Source organism: Desertivirga xinjiangensis (assembly GCF_024436435.1).
Lineage (GTDB): Bacteria > Bacteroidota > Bacteroidia > Sphingobacteriales > Sphingobacteriaceae > Desertivirga > Desertivirga xinjiangensis.
Genome location: NZ_JAFMZP010000003.1, coordinates 351399 through 372153 on the forward strand (window position 1 = coordinate 351399; position 20755 = coordinate 372153).

Sequence of the window (20755 nt, forward strand, 5' to 3'; positions counted from 1 at the left end):
TCAGGGACTGCGTCTGTTAAATCAGAGATCAACTCTCTGATTAGTTGCTGAAACTCCTGCGTTCCAAATGAAAGTTTTCCTTAGAGGTCATAAGGGCCTTCTCGGCCTTCTTTTTGTCCTTGTAACCTAAAAGGTGAAGTGTTCCATGAATAATAACGCGGTGAAGTTCATCAACTACAGATGCTTTATATTCAGCGGCGTTTTCACAAACACGTTCATAACTTATAAATATGTCTCCTGTAAGATGCCTGTCCTGTTGGGAATTATCAAAGGTGATAATGTCAGTGAAAGTATCGTGGTTTAGATACTGCCGGTTTAAATCTAGGAGGTAGAGATCAGAACAAAAAATAAAATTAAGCTCGTTCAGCGTGTATCCTTCAATATGGATAGTTTCCTTAATCCATGATCTCAGCTTAATTTTATTTTTTAGTTGTAAAGAAACGTCTTCATTAAAAAAATTAATAGTACCAGCCATTAAAATTTAAAATGGAGTTCAACTTCGTTCCCTTTAAGATTAAAGATGCATTGGTCTGCAAGCTGTTTAATGATGAATACACCACGTCCGGTTAAATTTTCCAGATTCTCAGGCGCAGTAGGATCTGGTAACCTGTTATAGTCGAATCCCTCGCCTTCATCCGCGATGGTGAACTGCATGCGTTTTCCATTCTGTACTTCGAGGTTTATATAGACTTTTTTGGTTTCGTCCTGCCTGTTGCCATGAATTATTGCGTTTATTGTAGCTTCACTCAAACAAGTCAGCACATTAGCATAGGTATCATCACCTAAATTATATTCATCCTTTAACTTGTCAACAAAGCTCTCAACCGTAGTTATGCTTTCAATCTTCGATGGCAATTGCAAGGTATATAGAACAGCGTCGTCTGAAATTCCTACCCGGTTTGTTGTCATATATTAATTAGTATTTAAAATCCTAAAATAATCGCCTACTTTCATTTTATAAAATGAATTCAATGAAGGCGGTACAGTCTTTAACAATTCTATTTCACTTTGTTTGAGTTTTTTAAACTCATCTAATACAATTTTATTTTTTGCTGACTGATCTTTACCCTGCTTGCTCTCTCGTTTTGTATCAAGTTCCCGTTCACGTTCAGATTTTTCAGCTTCCAGCAGTCTCGTTAAGATCTCCTGTTGTCTTATTAATGTCTCCTGCCGAATTGTTTTGTTTACGAGATCAGTCTCACTTTGTTCCATTTCTTTCGAAACTTTGTCGAGATTCCCTAACTCGCCTTTGCCATTTTTGTTCAAATCCCTGTTAATTTCCTGCAGAGACTGCCTTATTAATTGTTGTTCACGAGCCATTCGCGCCATTTGTTCGCTCATCTGGCTTTCTTTGCCCTGGCCCTTATTTTGATTCCCGCTTTGCATTTGCTGCCGGGCATTCTGCATATTCTTATTTAACTCTTCCTGCATTTGACTCAGTTGAGAAAGACTTTTTTGTTTACCTTTTCCTTTTTGCTGAGAATTTTGCATTTTCTGCAAGGCTTCCTGAACTTCGCTCAACATTAGGGCCAAATTATTAATCGATGTCATGGCATATTGCTGATTTCTATTGGCTTCAGCCGTCCTTCGTTCAGCCAGGTTGTTCAATGCATTCTCGATGTTCTGATTTATGTCTTGTATCTCTTTATTAACTACTGATTCTATTTGCGGCACCTTCTTGCTCAGTGCATATAGACTATCTTGTACTAGTTTTAAATTGTCTTTTATGCTTTTTTGTTTTTGTGTAAGCCTAATATAATTAGGATCGTTCGAAGACGTACTCCGAAATGTCTGCATTACATTTTCCTGATCAAAAGAAGTGTTTAATAGATTGTCCAATATTTGTCTTAGACTTTGCATATTAATCTGATTCTCTTGCTGTTCGCTTTTATCTTGCATTTGATCGAGCTTGTCCGACAACTCTTTCATTTCGGAGGCAGCTTGCTGCTGTTTTTCGGCAGCCCTCTTGCTATTTTTGTTTTCAAGGTTTTCTTCACTTTTATTAAGAAGATCCTCTATTTGTTTCTGCTCCTCTCCTGGGAGCTCAAAATTGTTCTTTTCAAGTGCTGCTGCTTTTTCTTCGAGCCCCTTAAGATCAGTCTTTAGCTTGTCGAAAGCCTTATTTATATCTTCCTGTTGTTTTTTTAGCTCCTCAAAACTTGCCTTATTCTGTTTAGTTTGTTCTTTTAGTTGATTTTGTTTCTCCGCTAATTTATCCAAATTTTTAACAGCTTCATCTAATTTCTGATCAAACTCTAACTGCTTATATAACTCCAATATTCTGTCAAGTTCCTTATGCAAGTCCTTATTGTCTTTTTGCATATTGGAGAGTTCCTGTTGAGTTTGACTTTTATTATTCTGGTCGAGCAATTTTTCAATTTTCTTTAAGATATCTTTAGTCTTCTCATCCAAAACGTTATTAAACAGATCCTCGATTTCTCTTTGCTTCTGAAGGAGCTTTTCATCTGAGCGGTTCAGGTCTTTCCGGTCAAGTAAATTCTTACTATTCTCTTGTTGAATCTCTTGTACCAGTTGTTCCAGCTGTTTTTGTTTATCAAGCAATTGTTCTATTTGTTTCTTTTCCTCAAAGTTTAGATCCCTTTTATTTAACAACTGCTGATTAAGGCGCTTCGTTTCCCGCTCTATCTCCGCTGTCATTTTGATAGCTTCCTGCATTTTGTTTTGCACTTGCGTTGATGACTGTTCAACTTTTTGCACCATCTCATCTACTGTGGGAAACTTATAAACTTTTAGCGGAGACCGTGAAACCTTTGGACCATTCACACCATCATTGTCGTAGATCTCGAAATAATATTCGATCTGCTGCCCAGGACTTATTTGTATTCTACTTACGTCTAATGTGTGAAAAAAATTACAGCTTAAATTATTTTTTTTATCCATAGGAAGTTCCTTTGTGAATGCTTTCGCAGTACCGGTGCCTCCAGTAGTCCTATACTTAAATCTAAGGGCTGTGAATCCATGGTCATCACTAGCCTGTCCAAAAAAGTAAAGGGTCTTGTGGTTTACAGGATCAGGGCGCTCGGAAATCAGAATTGAGGGGTGCAGGTCGGGTATAATATTTATATGATATAAAACAGGATCACTTAGTCGCGTTTCTTCATTAAAAGGACTAACATAAAAGGTGGTATTTCGCATAAAGCGCTGGCTGAACCTAAATGAACCATCTTTAAGCGGTTGTAGAGACAAGATCTTTTCGGCAATTTTCATTTCAATCTGACTTGTATTCGCGGCAGTGAGCTTCCATTTCACATTCGTGCCAGCAGGTAAGCTTAAGTCGCCAGAGTTAGTGACATACTCATTTTTTTTGTTCAAATAGGCCGGATACTCGATCAGTGCTTCATATCTTATTATAGATGGCTTCTTTTGTACGTAAATAGTATAAGGTTTAGATGTATATTCATCGGCTATAAACCGTATCTGTTTGTTGCCCTGGATGTTTCTAAAGACATGATTGAAATTGATGATGGTCTCTTTATTAAGCTTATAAGTATTTAGCCCATCTTCGAGATAAATATCCTGAGGGATCTCATTTCCAATCATTTTCAGCCTAAGCTCAAAGTCATCTCCCTGGACAGCTGAAAGTCTTTTATTTAGCACGAGAAAGTCGAATGGTGCTTTCTTTTCGAATTTCCTGTCGTGCTTTAAAAGTCGTTCAGTGCTCTCGCTAAGGATACTAGGTGCTGTTGCCCCTATCAACACTATGATCACAAGGGGCAGCAGCACATATTTGAGATACTTACGGTTATCCTTAATTTTTATGGCGCTGGTGAAAGGAATCGGTTTTAGCTCAAAGATCTTTTGGTTTATGCTAGCCTCGATGAGTTCCCTGCCGAACTTGCTTTCATCGGCCAGTCTTTTTAACTGAAGAGTGTTTAAAAGTTTGTCTTTTACAGGGTTGAAATGACGCCCAATAATCTCAGATGCTTGTTCATGTGAAATAGTTCTGCCAAGGCGGTAATAATGCAGAATTGGGATAAAAATCCAGTTAATGAAAATACAACCATTCAAGAGCAGAAAACTATAGAAAAGTATGGTGCGGGTTAGCTGAGAAAAATTGCCGTAAAATTCAGCTATTGCAACGATGATGTAGCTCGCGAAAAAAGAAGCAAATAAGTATAGCACGCCCCTTACTACCTGATTAAGGTAGTATTTCCTTATAAACTCATCTATCTTATCAATGAGATAGGAATAATTGCTGGCAGATGCTTTCATATTAACCGGTTAGGGCATATGAAATTAACGAAATTTTGTTACAAAAGGTACAGGCTGAGCTTTTTTGTGAAGTCAAATTGTTTTTTTAAGGGCTACAAAGAACCTTCAACGTACTTTCATCCTCCCTATGTGAGCTTCCCTCAGGAAGTTTAATTGCTCATAAAGTGCCTTATAAGCATTTAACAAACAGGAAACCTCCAGTTAGAGATTTCCTGTCTGTGTTTTATTGTAGCATACAACCTGCTACAGTTGTATGGGCTGTTTCATCGATTAAGATTGCACCTCCGTTGGCACGGATGGCGTTATAGCTATCAAAGACTATAGGTGACGCCGTTTTTAACGTGACATGCACCACGTCATTTAATCCAGCCTGTTCAATATTATCTTGTCTTTCCAGGGTGTTTACATCCAGTTTGAAATTAATCTCTTTCACGATACATCTCACCCGTTTGCTTTGCACCTGCAATAAATATTTATTCCCCGGAACCAAAGGCCGGCTATCCATCCAGCATAAAGTAGCTTCGATATCCTGTGAAACTTTTGGAATGCTGTTTTTTGTAACAATCATATCGCCACGGTTGATATCAATGTCATCCTTTAGACGAATTACTGCACTTTGGGGAGCAAAAGCTTCCTCAACTTCTTCTCCGTGAACTTCAACGGCCTCAATAACCGAATCAATCCCATCGGGTAGAACTGTCACTTTATCACCCCTCTTATAGGTTCCGCTAACCACTTTTCCAGCGTAACCACGGTAATCGTGAAGGTCGTCAGATTGTGGGCGGATCACGTATTGAACAGGAAAGCGGGAGTCGGTTAAATTAATATCGTTGCTGATATTAATGTTCTCCAATAAATGCAGTAAGGTCTCGCCTTTAAACCATGGAGTATTTTCGGAAGGAGTAACGATGTTGTCTCCATTCAAAGCACTGATAGGAATAAAAGTGACGTCTTTGATATTAAGCTGCTTTGCAATTTTGGAATATTCAATAACAATGTTATTATATACCTCTTCTGAAAAGTCAACCATATCCATCTTATTTATGGTAACTACTACATGCGGAATTTGCAACAATGACGCAATAATACTGTGACGGCGGGTTTGTTCAATAACTCCCAACCTGGCATCAATAAGAATAATGATCAGGTCAGAGTTTGAAGCGCCCGTAACCATGTTCCGGGTATACTGAATATGCCCTGGAGCATCAGCAATAATAAATTTGCGTTTTTCAGTATTGAAATACTTGTAAGCAACATCGATAGTGATTCCCTGCTCTCTTTCAGCACGTAACCCGTCGGTAAACAAAGCAAGATCAATCTCACCTTCTCCTTTATTTTTACTTTGTTTTTGTATAGTAGCAAGCTGATCAACCTTAATTGAATCAGTATCATATAACAAGCGGCCAATCAGGGTACTCTTCCCGTCATCAACGCTGCCTGCAGTTATAAATCGTAATAAATCCATTGTCAGTTATAAATTTTTTATAAGCTACAGGTTGCAAGCACTTAACCTGCACCTTGTAACTCCCTAAAAATATCCGTTCTTTTTACGGTCTTCCATTGCTGCTTCAGAAACCTGATCGTCTATACGGGTTTCGCCGCGCTCGCTGATATTAGTTCTGTTGATTTCCGAAATGATATCATCAATGTTCGAAGCGGTAGATTCTACAGCAGCTGTACAAGTCATGTCACCGACAGTGCGGTAACGAACATGTCTTTTCTCGATGACATCTCCTTCATCGATACGGATAAAGGGAGACGTAGAAACAAGGTGTTCGCCATAAACCAAAACCTCGCGCTCATGTGTAAAGTAAATAGACGGTAGTTCAACACCCTCTCTTTTTATATAGTTCCAAACATCCAGCTCAACCCAGTTAGAAATTGGAAACACCCGCACGTTCTCACCTTTTGAGATTTTCCCGTTATAAAGATTCCATAGTTCAGGACGCTGTTTTTTAGGATCCCACTGACCAAATTCATCCCTCACAGAAAAGATACGCTCTTTAGCACGTGCTTTTTCCTCATCGCGGCGTGCTCCGCCAATACAGGCATCAAAACCGAACTCCTCAATAGTATCCAATAAAGTATACGATTGAAGCGCGTTCCTGGAGGCAAATTTTCCAACAGGTTCTTTTAATCCTTTTGCCTTAATGGTATCTTCTACATTACGTACAATAAGTTTAGCTCCCAATTCATTCGCTAACCTGTCACGATATTCCAAAGCTTCCGGAAAATTATGGCCCGTGTCAATGTGTACAAGAGGGAAAGGGATTTTGCCCGGCTTAAACGCTTTTAACGCTAACTGTACCAGCGTAATTGAATCTTTTCCTCCAGAAAATAAAAGCGCCGGACGCTCAAACTGACCAGCTACCTCACGCATAATGTGGATAGATTCAGCTTCAAGTAAATCCAGGTAATCTAATTTAGATGGCATAGTTGTTTTTGTCAATTATTATGAATGTGCGTGTAGTCCGCACTCTTTACTCGTTTTATCTTCCCACCACCAACGGCCCGCACGGAAATCGTCGCCCGGCATAATAGCACGGGTACAAGGTTGGCATCCAATACTTACAAAACCTTTATCGTGCAATGTATTATAAGGAATGCCATTCTTATTAATGAAAGCTTTTACCTCATCTGTGCTCCAGTGTAGCAAGGGGTGGAACTTTATTATATTATTAGTTTCGTCAAATTCGATCATTGGAAGGTCGCCGCGTTCAGGCGAGTGTTCGGCTCTTAAACCAGTTATCCAAAGGTCATTGCCCCTAAGTGCCCTTTGTAAAGGCTCCACTTTGCGGATATAGCAGCATCCTTTACGGTTTTCAACTGACTCGTAAAAAGAGTTCGGCCCTTTTTGCGTTACAAACTCCTCCAACAAACCAGCATTTGGATAATATGCTTCCACAGTAGTATTGTACATCTCGTTTGTGCGACTCCATACATAATAGGTTTCACTAAACAAACGGCCCGTATCAAGAGTAAATATCTTTATGGGAAGTCTTTGCGACAGTACCATGTGAGAGATGACCTGATCTTCCCAGCTGAAGCTTGTGGAAAGAATGATTTTACCTGCAAATTCCTGTGCCAACAAAGCAAGAGCTTCTTCGGGAGGAAGGCTGCTTAGCTTTACAGAAACTTCTGTCATTTTATTTTTCAGGATGTCTGTCATTTTAATCAATATTATTTTCTAACCCGGTAACATACATGAAATATTCTTACTGGATCCGGCCACTATCGGAATGCCTATAGAAAAAGTAGGCAAAAATACACAGAATTACCGATTAATTAAGGATCAAAATAGAAATTGAATCATTAAAGGGTAATCTTTCTACCAGCTTACTTAAAACTCTATCTTTGCAGCTCAATAAAACTTTATTGTTATGTCAGAAAATGTTCGTGTTCGTTTCGCTCCAAGCCCAACCGGAGGGTTACATCTGGGTGGAGTAAGGACCGTATTATTTAACTACCTCTTTGCCAGGAAGAACGGGGGGGATTTTATTTTGCGAATTGAAGATACCGATCAAACCCGCTTTGTTCCAGGAGCTGAAGATTATATTAATGAATGTCTGAAATGGTGTGGATTGACTCCGGATGAAGGTCCCGATGCTGGAGGTGAATATGGCCCTTATCGGCAGAGCGAGCGTAAAGAGATATACAGAAAATATGCCGAGCAACTTATTGCTGATGGCAAAGCCTATTATGCATTCGATACCCAGGAAGAGCTTGAAGAAAAACGTGCTGAAATACCAAATTTCCAATATGGACATTCATTCAGGCACGAACTGAAAAACTCATTATCGCTGGCTCCTGATGAAGTTAAGCGTTTATTGGATGAAGGAACTCCTTATGTGATCCGCATTAACATGCCGTCTGATGAAACTATTTATTTCGACGACATGATACGCGGGGAGGTAAGCTTTGAAACCGCTCTTGTTGACGACAAAGTACTTCTGAAGGCAGATGGTATGCCTACCTATCACCTGGCTGTGGTGGTGGATGATTACCTGATGAAGATAACACATGCATTCAGAGGTGAGGAATGGCTCCCGTCGGCTCCGGTTCACCTCTTACTCTGGGAATATCTCGGCTGGAAAGAATCTATGCCCCAGTGGGCTCATTTGCCCTTGATCTTAAAACCCGACGGAAACGGAAAATTAAGTAAGAGGGATGGAGCTCGTTTAGGGTTCCCGGTATATGCCATGAACTGGGCGGATCCTGCTACCGGTGAGCTCGCTGCTGGCTTCCGCGAAATGGGTTTTTTGCCAGAGGCATTCAACAACTTGCTGGCTATGCTCGGCTGGAATGATGGGACAGATCAGGAACTGTTCACCATGGAAGAGCTGATTGAAAAGTTTTCGCTTGAGCGGGTGAGTCATTCGGGTGCTAAGTTTGATTTTGAAAAAGCTAAATGGTTTAATGCTGAGTGGATCAAAAGAAGCAGCTCTGAGCGACTAACAGAGGAAGTTGCGTCCATTTTAGAAAAAGCAGACATAAGCATTTCTAATCAGCAGAGTTTGCCGAAAGTTATTAGTTTAGTTAAAGACCGCTGCGTATTACTGACAGACTTTGTGCCACAGGCGGAATACTTCTTCAGGCAGCCAGCGCAGTATGACCTTGACGCGGTTAAACCTAAATGGAATGATCAGAAAGAGGAATTTTTTGAATCATTTGCTTCAGAGTTGCGCGAAAGCGAGTCGTTCTCTGCCGCATTTTTAGAAGAAACATTCAAAAGGCTGGCCGCAGAAAAATCTCTGAAAATCGGGGATGTAATGCTGCCCTTTAGAATAATGCTCGTGGGTGGAAAATTCGGGCCGACCGTATTCGATATCGCATACTTGCTTGGTAAAGACGAAACAATTGCCAGAATAGCGACGGCGATAACAAAGTTTAGATAAAAATATTACCCATAGATCTGAGTGTAAGCTACACTCAGATCTATTATACGCAGGTAAGGCTCCAGCCTGCATCCCATTTATGACCCTGATCCAGCTTAATGATCCCCTCTTTTTGCTCAATATTCTGATTGTGTGACTCTGAATCTGCAATGCCAAACCAAGGCTCTATACAAACAAAAGGTGCATCTTTAGCTGCCCAGATCCCCAAATAAGGGAATCCACGAAAATCATAGTGCAGACCATGAATTGTCTTATCACTGCATATACTAATCCGGTTTGATTTCAGGCCTTTAAAAACAAGTGCGTCGTTTTCAAAAAGACTTGCTTTAAGCTGTAGTTTTTTTTGATCCTGCAGAAAAGGGACGGTGCCAGTTATAAGATTGTCTGATATAGTCCAGCGCTCAGCATTTTCCTCCTCGCTGAAGTCAAGATAATAATCTTCATAGCTCGTACCTTTAACCAGAGGAACATTAAAAGCGGGGTGGGAACCAATGGAGAAGTACAAAGCTTTGTTCCCCGGATTCTCTACTTCGTAGTCCACCCTAATACTATTGCCATTGAGCTGATATTTAATCCGTAATAAAAATTTGAATGGGTAGATCTCTAAAGTTTCCGCTGAACTTTTAAGCACAAAAGATGCCGAATCTCCAAATACAGCTTCTTTTTCAAAAATCATATCACGGGCAAATCCATGCCGCTTCAATGTATATTTCTTCCCTTCGTAAATAAAAGAATCGTTTTTTAGAGATCCTACAATTGGAAAAAGGACCGGAGAATGGCGTGCCCAGTACTTTGGATCGCCATTCCAAATATATTCTACATTATTTTCTTTATATAATAGACTCTTTAATTCTGCACCACGCGGATCAATACTTGCCTTTATAAGCGCATTTTCCAGGACAACCATAGAGAAAGGTGTTATTTATCTAAGTAAAATCAAGCCTTAAAGATATTACTTTTGACATTGGAATATCTGCTCAATCAAAAAATGAAATCAATATTGAAAACATTATCTGGTCTGGCGCTGGCAATTTTTATCATCAGCAGCTGTTCGACTAATCCGTATGCTCCGGCGAACCGGTCTTATAAAAAACAGGTAAAAGAATTTTCAAGGTCCATCAGGGAATTTCCGGGAGTGTCTGGTGTAAGTACCCATGCACAATACCCGGTAGCAACCGTAAATTTTAATCTTAGAAAGCCAAACTACGTTATTATCCATCATACTGCTCAAAATGCCTGTGAGGAAACGCTCCAGGCCTTTACCTCATCAAAAAGTCAGGTAAGCGCTCACTATGTCGTATGTAAGGATGGAAGGGTTCACCATATGTTAAACGACTATTTAAGAGCCTGGCATGGAGGGGTAGCAAAGTGGGGAACATTAACAGATATCAATTCTGCATCAATAGGTATAGAACTCGACAATAACGGGTCAGAGCCATTCAGCGAATCTCAGATGAATAGTCTTATCCTTTTACTTACAAAGCTTAAGAAAGATTACAACATTCCTGTTTCCAATTTTATTGGTCACTCGGATATTGCTCCAGGCAGAAAGGTTGATCCCAGTGTTTTTTTTCCGTGGAAAAAACTGTCGGAGGCAGGCTTTGGAAGCTGGCCGGATGCTGTTCTGGATACAGTACCTGCCGGTTTTAACGGTGTTCAGGCACTTAAGATGATCGGTTATGATACCAGAGACTCACTATCTGCAATCAGAGCCTTTAAGCTTCATTTTCTTCCGCATGATTTAACTCCCTTACTCACCGATTCAACCAAAAGAATTCTAAATAACCTCATTCGAAAATATTAATTCAAATAATTTCGAAAATTCATCTTCTCTTCATCTTCGCTATGTTTCTTTGATTAAGAATCAGGACGATAACAAGTCCGTCGTTTAATGCCTGGTAAATTGGGACACTGCCCGGCTATATTAAACGTCTCTATATATAATAAACACACACATATCTAAGATTGCCCTATTTAACTAGGGCAATCTTCTTATAAGCAGGTGTGAATATGCTTGTTGTGTAGGTTGTTGCCCGTTTTCCAATAGCCTCGCCGCTCCGCGATATGTTCAAACCGACAACATTACAAACAGCATAAGAGATAAGCGGCGCCAGCAAAACAGCCAGGCGTCTGGTTAGAGAAACACTGACGATTTAAAAAGCCCGGAGCTGTCGCAGGCATTCGAGCATCAGCACTATAACTATGGCATTATTCCTGATTATTAGAGACAACCAACAAACTAAAGATTTCTATATGATTCTGCAGGTAAATCTTTCACGTTCGAACAGGAGATATAGGCTAAGGCTCGTCCCATTAAATTAGTACATGTATCTATTTCTTTTTTTCTTTAATAGATTTCATCTATAGTGTATTGATAAAAACGATCAATAAAAAGCTGCTTTTGATTGCGTCAGGTGTTTTTGCGACGTATCTTTGCAGCATCAAAAAAAGATAATTTATGATTACTATAGGACAGAAATTTCCATCATTTGAAAAAAAAGCAGTTGTTAGTATTGAAAAAGGAAAAGAGTTTGAAACATTAACCTCAGAATATTTAACAAACGACGACAACGTTTGGACCGTGATGTTCTGGTGGCCAAAAGATTTTACATTTGTTTGCCCTACAGAGATTGCTGAGTTTAACAAAGCTTTTGGCGAGTTCCGCGACAGAGATGCCCGCTTAATCGGAGCTTCTACTGATTCAGAGTTTGTACACGTAGCCTGGAGAAAAGATCATGATGATTTGCGCGATCTTAAGTTCCCTATGCTAGCGGATACTTCAAAGTCATTGGCTGAAGATCTTGGTATTTTAGAGCCGACTGAAAAAATTGCTTACCGTGCTACTTTCATCATCGATCCTCAGGGAATCGTACGTTGGGTAAGTGTAAACGATTTAAATGTAGGTCGTAACGTTAAAGAAGTTTTACGTGTACTGGATGGTTTACAAACTGACGAGCTTTGCCCTTGTAACTGGGAAAAAGGTCAGGAAACATTAAGTGCATAAGTTAATATAATTTGATAAGAAAGATCCCCGTTTACCGGGGATTTTTCGTAAAAGTCTGATTTGTTTTGAATCGGATATGGCGAACCCGCTAAATATTCTAAGCTTGATTGTGAGTATTTATTCATGCGGGCTTTTTTACCAAGCATAGATTTTAAAGAAATGAGTGAAACTACAGAAGTAATAAAAGAACTATTAGAAAGCATCAACGTTGATGGTAATTACCGGACAGAAAGTCTGGAGTTGCTTGAAAAAGGCGAATCAAGGTATTTGAGAGATTTTAAGGTTAATTTTAACAGTACACTTAGCTCAGAACATTTATCCGCAAAGGAGATAGGGCTGATCGGAGTTAGTATTGCCATAAATAATCAGAATAAGCCACTCCTGGCGTATTATACTTCATTTTCTGAGGCGAATGGAGCAAGTGCAGAAGAAATTGCAGAAGCTGTAGCTTGTGCTTCATTGCTGGCATCGAATAACGTATTCTATCGTTTCAGACACTTTACTCAAAAAGAGAAGTATACGCAGATTCCTGCGCGCATCAGAATGCAGATCATGATGAAGCCGGTAACTGGAAAAGAGTTTTTTGAGTTACTAAGCCTGGCTGTATCCGCAGTGAACGGATGTGAAATGTGTGTAAATGCACATGAAGATTCCCTTATAAAGCTGGGCACCACTGAAGAGCGTATTTTCGATGCAGTCCGGATTGCATCTTTGATCACTGCCACGGGGAAAGTAATATATTAACACAAATTTCCATATGTGGAAAAAAAAGTGACCTTAACATTTTATTAAAAGAAGAATGTTTTTTAATTTAGTAATAAGGTTAACCGCCTTGGAGCCAAGAGATTCTTCCCAATGTACTCTGAAAAAGTGAAACGGCTTTAAGGGAAAAGGTTTTTAATTGTAAATTTTGGGATTGCCGTCGTATGATCGTTTCATACGACGGTTTTTATTTCCGACCATGCTACGAAGATAATTTACGCATATGAGATATCTTCGGTTCCGCCTAATATCATTCTATTAATGACTAATTCCTGTCTTATCCCCAAGTTCCGAGTGGATTTCAGATCACTCTACGTTGAGTCCACGATTACTCCACATTGAGTCCACGTTTTTCCAAAAATATGCGGACTCAATGCTGAAGCTACGCGGTTTGTACGAGGCTATATATGGCGCTTGTCCCAACTTTGAACCGGTGCTCACCATAGTAAAGAAGATTGGGATTAGTTTATAGCCCGGACGCAAAAAGCAGTTTGATAGCATAAAAATAGTCAATATTTATTGACGACACTCCTGAATAATATACCTTTGTTAAAAAATAGAAAAATGGCAGAAGAAAAAGATAATCAAAATGATGGGTTCTATTATTTGTTAGGAACCATATTCGGAGCGTTGACTGGCTTTGCAATAACAGAAACTGTAATATTTGCCTTATTAGGTGCAATAATTGGGGCTTTATTTGCAGCGTTTTTTGTTAATGCACTGGTTAAAGACAGGACATACTAAAAATAAAGCCTGACACTTCACAGCGTCAGGCTTCAACCTAAACCTTATCACAATTAAACCAACTCTCGCTGGTTATATATCAATAACGGGCTAGTAATTCATTTGTTTTATAAATATTAATTTTTTTATTTTTTTGACGTCGCGGTCTTATCCTGGTATTGTTTAACCGTTCCATAAGCGTTATCTATAGAATTGCTGATAATTGTAATCAGTTCACCTGGCTTAACTTTATTAATGATATAATTCCAGGCGGCTTCACTATTGGGAGCAACTTCGTAACTTGCCAGAGGATTTACTTCCTTTATTCCTTCTTCTATCAGGCTTATGATTTGCTCTGCCGTGCGGTCCCTGAGATATTTTTCCTGACAGATTACTATATCGTTAAACATCCCGGCAGCCACTCTCCCCATTTCCCTGATATCGTCATCGCGGCGGTCTCCGGTGCCCGAGATCACCCCGGTATGGAACGTCGAGTCTGAACTCTTAAGATATTTACTCAACCCTTTTAACCCATCCGGGTTATGTGCGTAGTCTACCAGGATCTTGAAGTCTTTGAATTCAAAAACATTCATTCTTCCAGGAGTATGTGCTGGCGAGGGGATAAAAGTTTCAAGAGAGGATCGAATGTCTTCCACTTTAAATCCCCAGAGGAATGTAGTTAAAGTGGCGGCCATGGCATTTTGCGTCATAAAATCAACGCTGCCGTTAAATGTAATAGGGATATGGCTGATCTTTGCGATGCGAATCTTCCATTCTCCTTTCTTTATCGTAAGGTATCCGCCATCGTTTACTGCGGCCACTCCTCCATTACTGCAATGATCATGAATAACCGCGTTATCTGCATTCATGCTGAAATATGCGACATTGCAGTGATCGGTTTCTTTGCCTATTCTTATACAATTTTGATCGTCAGCATTAAGTACAGCCCAGCCATGGGGTTTAACTGATTCAATAAGAACCTGCTTAACATAAGCCAGATCGTCGAGGGTATGGATATCTGAGATGCCTAAATGATCTGCTTGGATATTTGTCAGTATGGCGATATCGCACTGATTAAAGGCTAAGCCAGATCGTAATATACCTCCTCTTGCTGTTTCCAGAACGGCGAATTCAACTGTTGGGTCTTTCAATACGAATTCGGCACTGGCCGGACCGGTAGTGTCGCCTTCAACCAATAGTGAATTGTGAATGTATATTCCATCTGAAGTTGTGTAGCCTACCCTGTATCCATTATTTTTGATAATATGAGCAATCAGCCGGGTGGTCGTAGTTTTTCCATTAGTGCCAGTGATAGCGATTATTGGTATTCTCGCCGATTTGCCCGGTGGATAAAGCATGTCGAGCACCGGAACGGCGACATTTCGGGCTTGACCCTCACTCGGAGCCAGGTGCATTCTAAAGCCGGGTGCAGCATTTACTTCGAGCACTACCCCTCCGGTTTCATGTAAGGGTTGTGTAAGGTTTTCGGCCATAATGTCGATTCCGCAAATATCCAGGCCAATCACTCTTGCTATACGTTCGCAAACGAAAATATTGTGCGGGTGAACCATGTCTGTGACATCGACAGAAGTTCCTCCTGTACTTAAGTTGGCCGTAGATTTGAGGCAAACTTCTTCCCCCTGTGCAGGGATGCTGTCAAGCGTGTAGTTCTTCTTTGAAAGCATATCTTCTGTGTCCCGGTCTATGCCAATTTCGGTCAGCACGTTTTCATGTCCGTAGCCCCGGCGCGGATCCTGGTTTTCGATCTCGATCAGTTCCCGGATAGTATGTTCGCCATCGCCTATAACGTGCGCCGGAGTCCGCTTTGCTGCTGCAACCATTTTGTTATCAATTACCAGGACCCGAAAGTCATAGCCAGTAATAAAGCGCTCAACAATCACTTTTTTAGAAAATCGTTGTGCGTAAAAAAGTGCATCAATTGCCTCTTTTTCGGTTTTCAGGTTTATTGATGCGCCCTTGCCATGGTTCCCATTGAGAGGTTTAATTACTAAAGGAAAGCCGATTTCAGCGATCGCTGCCAGAAGTTCCTCTTGATCAGACACAGTGGTACCCTGAGCTACAGGAATAGCCTGCTCTTTGAGGATCCGCTTGGTCTCCTCTTTATCGCCGGCTATATCAACGGCAATACTGCTCGTTTTGTCAGTAAGAGTTGCCCTGAAGCGCATCTGATTCTTGCCATATCCTAGCTGAACAAGTGATGAGTCGTTCATCCTGATATAGGGGATGTCCCTGGCTACAGCCTCGTCAATAATAGAGCCAGTACTCGGGCCAAACCGCTCCTTGTCGCGCATTTGGCGCATAGTGATAATATCGTCTTCAAGAAAATAGTCGATATCGTTAATTAAAGCTTCTGCGATTCTTACTGCTGCTTTGGCTGCGTAAATCCCAACGTTTTCTTCGAAATAGCTAAAGACAACGTTATACACTCCCGGAGTTTTGGTGCTACGGGTACGACCAAAACCTGCGTCCATTCCGGCCAGGGTCTGAATTTCAAGAGCTATGTGCTCGATGACGTGGCCCATCCAGGTCCCTTCTTCTACCCGTTCAAAAAAGCCACCTTCATGCCCGGGAGAACAGAAATGAGTGTACAAGCTTGGAATAAGCTTTTGGAGCCTTGTTTTGAAGCCTGGAATCTCGTTAGTCGGCCTGAATTCCAAGTCTTCAAGGTCGAGACGCATCTGAATTAATTTCGTTTTTCTGATCGACCAGATATTAGGGCCGCGTAGTGCCTGTATCTTTAATATCTTCATTTATTTGTAGGTGAAATTAAGGAATGAGAGTGTATCTTTCTGCGTCTTAGAATGTCCATCATTTTCAGATAGAATAGATAAACGAAACCGGGTTTGGAAAGTTTTAAAGCATCATTAAAAACTTATTAAGGATAAAATTGATATAATTATAGTAGCTTTTAAATTTTTTAATATATGGTTCCAAAAGGAAAACTTGTTATTATCGGGGGAGCAGTAGATCTGGGAAGCTCTTTAAGTTATAATGAAAATATAAGTCACCCCCATTATATCAAGTTTTTCGAACGCGGAATTTTGCGTCGCATGATCACGGAATCTTCAAAAAAGGAAAACTCTGTTATTGAAGTGATCACCACTGCTTCGAAAATTCCGGAGATCGTTGGTCCCGAGTATATTAAATCCTTCAGACAGCTACAGGTTAATAATGTCCATATTTTAGATATCCGAAATCGCGAAGATGCTTCGACAGCGGACGCATTGGAACGTGTAAAAAAAGCTGATATTGTGATGTTCAGCGGCGGAGATCAACTTCGTCTGAGCGCAATATTTGGAGGTACCGAGTTTTTACGTATCCTAAAAAATCGGTACGAGCAGGAAGCGCTGGTTATTGCAGGCACATCTGCAGGTGCAGCTGCGGCTTCGGCCAATATGATTTATCGCGGAAGCAGCAGTGAGGCTTTACTAAAGGGGGAGGTGCAGATCACTGGCGGCTTAGGTTTTATAGACGATGTGATTATAGATACCCATTTCGTACAGCGAGGGCGTATTGGCAGGCTTTTTTATGCGGTTGCCAGTAATCCAGGGATGCTGGGAGTAGGTTTAGGTGAAGATGCGGGCCTGCTGATAACAGGTGGGGTATGCCTGGAGGCAATTGGCTCGGGTCTGACTATCCTGGTGGACGGACGCTATATCAGCGAGACCAATATTTACGATGTTGAAATAGGGGCACCTGTTTCAATTGATAATTTGAAAGTGCATGTGATGTCGATCTTTGATAGATACGATCTGCATAAACATGAGCTGATTATAAACAAGGCTATTAAGGTGGAGCAGGACGTTTATCTTAAGGTGAAAAACTACGATTAAATGCAGCCAAAAATAATTATACACGGAGGGTTTTTCAGCGAATCTGCCGATACTGAAGAAATCAGGATTGCCAAACGCAATGCGCTTACTAACATTGTAACGGAAGCACATGAGTATCTTCAGGAAAACTCAGCACTTAAGACAGTTATTTACGCGGTGTCTTTGCTTGAAGACTGTGAGCTTTTTAATGCTGGCCTTGGATCACAGATACAAAGTGATGGGAAAATCAGAATGAGTGCGGCAATAATGGACGGTTTTTCGAAAAAATTTTCAGGGGTTGTTAATATTGAAGAAATAAAAAATCCAGTATTTGTGGCCGAGAAATTAATGAACTACGAAGATAGTGTGCTTAGTGGAGCTGAAGCACAGAGTTTTGCACGACAACATGGGTTTCAGTATTTTAATCCCGAAACTGAGAGCCGTAGACGCAGTTATATAGATAAATTGGCTGAATCATCACGAATTGGAACTGTTGGTTGTGTTGCTTTGGATTCGGAAGGAAAGCTGGCTGTTGCTACTTCTACAGGTGGCAAAGGCTTTGAAGTACCTGGACGGGTAAGCGACTCAGCGACCGTCGCGGGAAACTTTGGCAATGATTTTGCTGCTATCTCATGCACAGGTGTAGGCGAAGACATAGTCAGTGCTGCGCTGGCAGCAAAAATTGTTACCAGAGTTACTGATGGACTTAGTCTCAAAGATGCCTGTGACAGATCAATGAATGAGTTAAAACCTTACAACGGATTTGCAGGTGTAATAGGAATTTCGGCCGATGGAGACGTGTATCACACCGATTCGCATCCATTTATGGTTTGGGCCTCTTATGCGGGTACTCTGGAGGTTTTCTCTTAATATACCCCATATGAAAAGAGGAATATACTTTCTTTATTTAGCGTTGCTTGCGCAACCCGTGATAGCTCAGACAAAAGTCAAAAGCCAGGCAACAATCTCAAGTCAGACAAAGGCAGACAGTCTGATCACGCCAACTGATACTCTGGTTTTTATAAAACAGCCGATATTGAAGCTAAGTAAGCCTGAGATGCTTGTAAAGCAAGCGACAGAAAAGCAAGCGAAGCCGCTTGAAGCTATAGCGCTATATAAAAAGGCTATTGCGGCCAAGACAGCAGCACAAGATTCTAACTGGGCTGGAGATATTCATCTAGCCATGGCCAAATTGTTCTTTAAGACAAACAACAGTGAGCAAGGCTTTTTAGAATTACTTACCGCTCAGGCTCTCTTCAAGCAGTCTCAGAATATCTCCTGTCAGGCAGCTATTACAAATGAAATAGCGGCTATTTATGAGAAGAATAATGACTGGACTGAAGCTGAAAAATATTACCTTCTTGCTTTAAAGCAGCAAGAAACGAACGGCTTAACAGAAGAATTACCCTATACCGCATTGGCTCTTGCGAAGGGTTATCACAAGCGTAAGGAGTATACAAAAGCATCTAAATACCTGGCCGCATCTGTGAATCAGTTTGAACTTAATGCCGAAAAAAATAAGCGTGGAGAGGCTTACATGCTTTTGTTGGATATCACCAAACGGAAGAAAAGCTTTGTTGAGAACGAAAGTTTGCTTTTAAAAAGGATGCTTCCGTACTTCAGCGGAGTAGGTTCAACAAAGGGCAAACTAGAATGCTTTGATATGCTCGGACAGATCTATCAGCTTCAGAAACGCAATTCGGAGGCAAAATGGTTCTACCTGCAGGCTAATACGCTGAGCAGGGCTAATAATAACATCAACGGAACCGTGTCCTCCTTAATTAACCTTGCAGAGGTTAAAAGTACCCTTGGGGAGTACAAATCTGCGTTGAAGGATTTGAGAGAAGCCGACCTTTTAGCCAAGAAGAAGAATAATCTTCCGCTTATGGCCGATGTGAAGCTTGGATATACTTTCTATAATAAAACAAAGGCTAGCCAGGCTGCTGCAAAAGCTAAACTAGCTGCAAATGCCAGCACCAGCAAAGGTAAAGTGCTTGCTGAAACAAAGCCAAAGACTGCTGTTAAAACGGGGCAGCTCTAAGGGTATTTTGTGAATGTCCTCATTTGCAATTGCTTGTAACCCCTGAGATTTATATTCGTATGTTTGTGATACCGAAAGGTTTTACAAATGAATATTAAACTTCTATGCTGTCTCGCCGGGGCTGTACTGTTAAAAAATGCTGTTTTTGCTGCCGATTCGCTTGACGTTAAAAAAGAGATCAAAATAGTAACTATTGGACCACAGGAGATAAATCCAATACATCTCCTCGATCCTGCTGTTGTTTTGAAAATGGAAATTGAGCAATCACTCAATATCAAAAATCAAGAAGCTGACGCCTTAAAAAAATACAGGGAAAAAGAGGTTTTGAAATCCATACTTATGGCTACGGAAACATCGGACGCCATCGATTTGGAAATAACCCTGGAAGGAAGTCGCCGGTCTGGCGATCGTAAGGCCGAGGCTCTTGTGTTCAGCAGCTATGGCGTCTATTATGGACAACGCGGAGAATTAGAGAAGTCCATCCAATACTTTACAGAAGCGCTGAAAGTTCATGAAAGTTTAAAAAACAAGTCCGGAGTCCTAAAAATAACAGAGAATCTGGCCGCTTTGTACCAAGCCTTGGGTAAATATGCGCAAGCTATAAAATTGAACTTGCAGTTTGTCCAGTTATGTTCTTCTATGGGTAATACCGCAGGTGTAGCAAAGGGCTATCTGAATGTTGCAGAGAATAAATTGTTGCAAAAAGAGTACGCCGCTGCGGAATCTTATATCCTTAATAAATCGCTTTATCTTTTTAGGCGGACGGGAAATAAAGCCGGACGTATGAAATGCTTTCAAAGCCTTGCCTCACTTTATTTTGCTCAGCAGCGGTATACCGAGGCCAAATGGTTTAATCTGCAGGCAAACATTATGGCGGAAAAACTGGATGACAGGGAAGCCCATATAGAGAATCTGATCAAGCTTGCAGAAGTAAAAGTTGCTCTAGGTGAGATCGATATGGCAATTTCTGATTTTAAACTGGCAGAAATTATGGCTTTAAAACATAAAAACCTTGCTGGTTTAGCCAAGATTAAAGGCGATTTGGGAGAGATCTATCACAGTGTAGGGGATTATAAATCTGCCGGAGATGAGCTGGATGAGTATTCCAAATTGAGCTCTAGCCTGTTTAAACCGACTGACTTATAGCCTATTGGGACTGTTAATCGGTGTTATGTAAATTTTTATTCTTTAAATAACAATAAATACTATTTTTGAGATTATGTTGTTAAAGAGGCAGTAACATACACTGCCTCTTTTTTATTTG

The 20755-nt window shown here is 40.6% G+C and carries 17 protein-coding genes; 9 read left to right on the forward strand and 8 right to left on the reverse strand.

The features are described from left to right. Positions 1-40 precede the first annotated feature (40 nt). The 6 genes from ybeY to J3P37_RS09745 form a co-directional block, all read right to left on the reverse strand. Positions 41-475, reverse strand: a complete 435-nt coding sequence (gene ybeY / locus J3P37_RS09720) for an rRNA maturation RNase YbeY (protein WP_256010915.1) — start codon at positions 473-475, stop codon at positions 41-43. After that, positions 475-909: an ATP-binding protein gene (locus tag J3P37_RS09725; RefSeq protein ID WP_256010916.1), complete on the reverse strand. Its 435-nt coding sequence runs from the start codon at positions 907-909 to the stop codon at positions 475-477. The genes ybeY and J3P37_RS09725 overlap by 1 nt, the downstream gene beginning before the upstream one ends. A gap of 3 nt (positions 910-912) precedes the next feature. Continuing rightward, positions 913-4233 (reverse strand): DUF4175 family protein, encoded by a 3321-nt coding sequence (locus J3P37_RS09730; RefSeq protein ID WP_256010917.1) that lies wholly within the window; start codon positions 4231-4233, stop codon positions 913-915. A 223-nt stretch (positions 4234-4456) separates the two neighbouring features. Continuing rightward, on the reverse strand, positions 4457-5698 hold the full coding sequence (locus J3P37_RS09735) for a sulfate adenylyltransferase subunit 1 (RefSeq protein WP_256010918.1): 1242 nt from the start codon (positions 5696-5698) through the stop codon (positions 4457-4459). 63 nt (positions 5699-5761) lie between these two features. Then, positions 5762-6667: a sulfate adenylyltransferase subunit CysD gene (cysD, locus tag J3P37_RS09740; protein WP_256010919.1), complete on the reverse strand. Its 906-nt coding sequence runs from the start codon at positions 6665-6667 to the stop codon at positions 5762-5764. 18 nt (positions 6668-6685) lie between these two features. After that, on the reverse strand, positions 6686-7402 hold the full coding sequence (locus tag J3P37_RS09745; protein ID WP_256010920.1) for a phosphoadenylyl-sulfate reductase: 717 nt from the start codon (positions 7400-7402) through the stop codon (positions 6686-6688). A gap of 211 nt (positions 7403-7613) precedes the next feature. Here J3P37_RS09745 and gltX point away from each other — a divergent pair, with 211 nt between their 5' ends. Further along, positions 7614-9128 carry a glutamate--tRNA ligase gene (gene gltX, locus J3P37_RS09750; protein WP_256010921.1) on the forward strand — a complete coding sequence of 505 codons (1515 nt, stop codon included), beginning with the start codon at positions 7614-7616 and terminating at the stop codon, positions 9126-9128. 43 nt (positions 9129-9171) lie between these two features. On the opposite strand, the gene J3P37_RS09755 is transcribed toward gltX, so the two are convergent. Then, on the reverse strand, positions 9172-10035 hold the full coding sequence (locus J3P37_RS09755; RefSeq protein WP_256010922.1) for an aldose 1-epimerase family protein: 864 nt from the start codon (positions 10033-10035) through the stop codon (positions 9172-9174). Positions 10036-10116: 81 nt separating this feature from the next. On the opposite strand from J3P37_RS09755, the gene J3P37_RS09760 reads away from it, so the two are divergent. The 4 genes from J3P37_RS09760 to J3P37_RS09775 all read left to right on the forward strand — a co-directional run bounded on the left by J3P37_RS09760 (position 10117) and on the right by J3P37_RS09775 (position 13638). Next, positions 10117-10932, forward strand: coding sequence for an N-acetylmuramoyl-L-alanine amidase (locus J3P37_RS09760; protein WP_256010923.1), 816 nt, complete (start codon positions 10117-10119; stop codon positions 10930-10932). Between the two features lie 654 nt (positions 10933-11586). Further along, entirely contained in the window at positions 11587-12132 is a 546-nt protein-coding gene (locus J3P37_RS09765) for a peroxiredoxin (RefSeq protein WP_256010924.1), read from the forward strand. Positions 12133-12291: 159 nt separating this feature from the next. Then, positions 12292-12876 (forward strand): carboxymuconolactone decarboxylase family protein, encoded by a 585-nt coding sequence (locus J3P37_RS09770; protein ID WP_256010925.1) that lies wholly within the window; start codon positions 12292-12294, stop codon positions 12874-12876. Between the two features lie 582 nt (positions 12877-13458). Beyond that, positions 13459-13638, forward strand: coding sequence for a hypothetical protein (locus J3P37_RS09775; protein ID WP_256010926.1), 180 nt, complete (start codon positions 13459-13461; stop codon positions 13636-13638). A 125-nt stretch (positions 13639-13763) separates the two neighbouring features. On the opposite strand, the gene cphA is transcribed toward J3P37_RS09775, so the two are convergent. Beyond that, entirely contained in the window at positions 13764-16388 is a 2625-nt protein-coding gene (cphA, locus tag J3P37_RS09780) for a cyanophycin synthetase (protein WP_256010927.1), read from the reverse strand. A gap of 174 nt (positions 16389-16562) precedes the next feature. On the opposite strand from cphA, the gene J3P37_RS09785 reads away from it, so the two are divergent. The 4 genes from J3P37_RS09785 to J3P37_RS09800 all read left to right on the forward strand — a co-directional run bounded on the left by J3P37_RS09785 (position 16563) and on the right by J3P37_RS09800 (position 20637). Beyond that, positions 16563-17471 (forward strand): cyanophycinase, encoded by a 909-nt coding sequence (locus tag J3P37_RS09785; RefSeq protein WP_256010928.1) that lies wholly within the window; start codon positions 16563-16565, stop codon positions 17469-17471. Further along, positions 17472-18320 carry an isoaspartyl peptidase/L-asparaginase gene (locus J3P37_RS09790; RefSeq protein WP_256010929.1) on the forward strand — a complete coding sequence of 283 codons (849 nt, stop codon included), beginning with the start codon at positions 17472-17474 and terminating at the stop codon, positions 18318-18320. Between the two features lie 10 nt (positions 18321-18330). Beyond that, on the forward strand, positions 18331-19491 hold the full coding sequence (locus J3P37_RS09795; protein ID WP_256010930.1) for a tetratricopeptide repeat protein: 1161 nt from the start codon (positions 18331-18333) through the stop codon (positions 19489-19491). Positions 19492-19578: 87 nt separating this feature from the next. Further along, on the forward strand, positions 19579-20637 hold the full coding sequence (locus J3P37_RS09800) for a tetratricopeptide repeat protein (protein ID WP_256010931.1): 1059 nt from the start codon (positions 19579-19581) through the stop codon (positions 20635-20637). The last annotated feature ends 118 nt before the right edge of the window (positions 20638-20755 follow it).

Excerpts from the sequence above, each read along its gene's own strand:
- J3P37_RS09800 (WP_256010931.1), top strand. The coding sequence starts at position 19,579 with ATGAATATTAAACTTCTATGCTGTCTCGCCGGGGCTGTACTGTTAAAA.
- J3P37_RS09730 (WP_256010917.1), bottom strand. The coding sequence starts at position 4,233 with ATGAAAGCATCTGCCAGCAATTATTCCTATCTCATTGATAAGATAGAT.
- J3P37_RS09755 (WP_256010922.1), bottom strand. The coding sequence starts at position 10,035 with ATGGTTGTCCTGGAAAATGCGCTTATAAAGGCAAGTATTGATCCGCGT.
- J3P37_RS09795 (WP_256010930.1), top strand. The coding sequence starts at position 18,331 with ATGAAAAGAGGAATATACTTTCTTTATTTAGCGTTGCTTGCGCAACCC.
- cysD (WP_256010919.1), bottom strand. The coding sequence starts at position 6,667 with ATGCCATCTAAATTAGATTACCTGGATTTACTTGAAGCTGAATCTATC.
- J3P37_RS09735 (WP_256010918.1), bottom strand. The coding sequence starts at position 5,698 with ATGGATTTATTACGATTTATAACTGCAGGCAGCGTTGATGACGGGAAG.
- J3P37_RS09760 (WP_256010923.1), top strand. The coding sequence starts at position 10,117 with ATGAAATCAATATTGAAAACATTATCTGGTCTGGCGCTGGCAATTTTT.
- J3P37_RS09725 (WP_256010916.1), bottom strand. The coding sequence starts at position 909 with ATGACAACAAACCGGGTAGGAATTTCAGACGACGCTGTTCTATATACC.
- gltX (WP_256010921.1), top strand. The coding sequence starts at position 7,614 with ATGTCAGAAAATGTTCGTGTTCGTTTCGCTCCAAGCCCAACCGGAGGG.
- J3P37_RS09745 (WP_256010920.1), bottom strand. The coding sequence starts at position 7,402 with ATGACAGACATCCTGAAAAATAAAATGACAGAAGTTTCTGTAAAGCTA.
- J3P37_RS09765 (WP_256010924.1), top strand. The coding sequence starts at position 11,587 with ATGATTACTATAGGACAGAAATTTCCATCATTTGAAAAAAAAGCAGTT.
- ybeY (WP_256010915.1), bottom strand. The coding sequence starts at position 475 with ATGGCTGGTACTATTAATTTTTTTAATGAAGACGTTTCTTTACAACTA.
- J3P37_RS09770 (WP_256010925.1), top strand. The coding sequence starts at position 12,292 with ATGAGTGAAACTACAGAAGTAATAAAAGAACTATTAGAAAGCATCAAC.
- J3P37_RS09790 (WP_256010929.1), top strand. The coding sequence starts at position 17,472 with ATGCAGCCAAAAATAATTATACACGGAGGGTTTTTCAGCGAATCTGCC.
- cphA (WP_256010927.1), bottom strand. The coding sequence starts at position 16,388 with ATGAAGATATTAAAGATACAGGCACTACGCGGCCCTAATATCTGGTCG.
- J3P37_RS09775 (WP_256010926.1), top strand. The coding sequence starts at position 13,459 with ATGGCAGAAGAAAAAGATAATCAAAATGATGGGTTCTATTATTTGTTA.
- J3P37_RS09785 (WP_256010928.1), top strand. The coding sequence starts at position 16,563 with ATGGTTCCAAAAGGAAAACTTGTTATTATCGGGGGAGCAGTAGATCTG.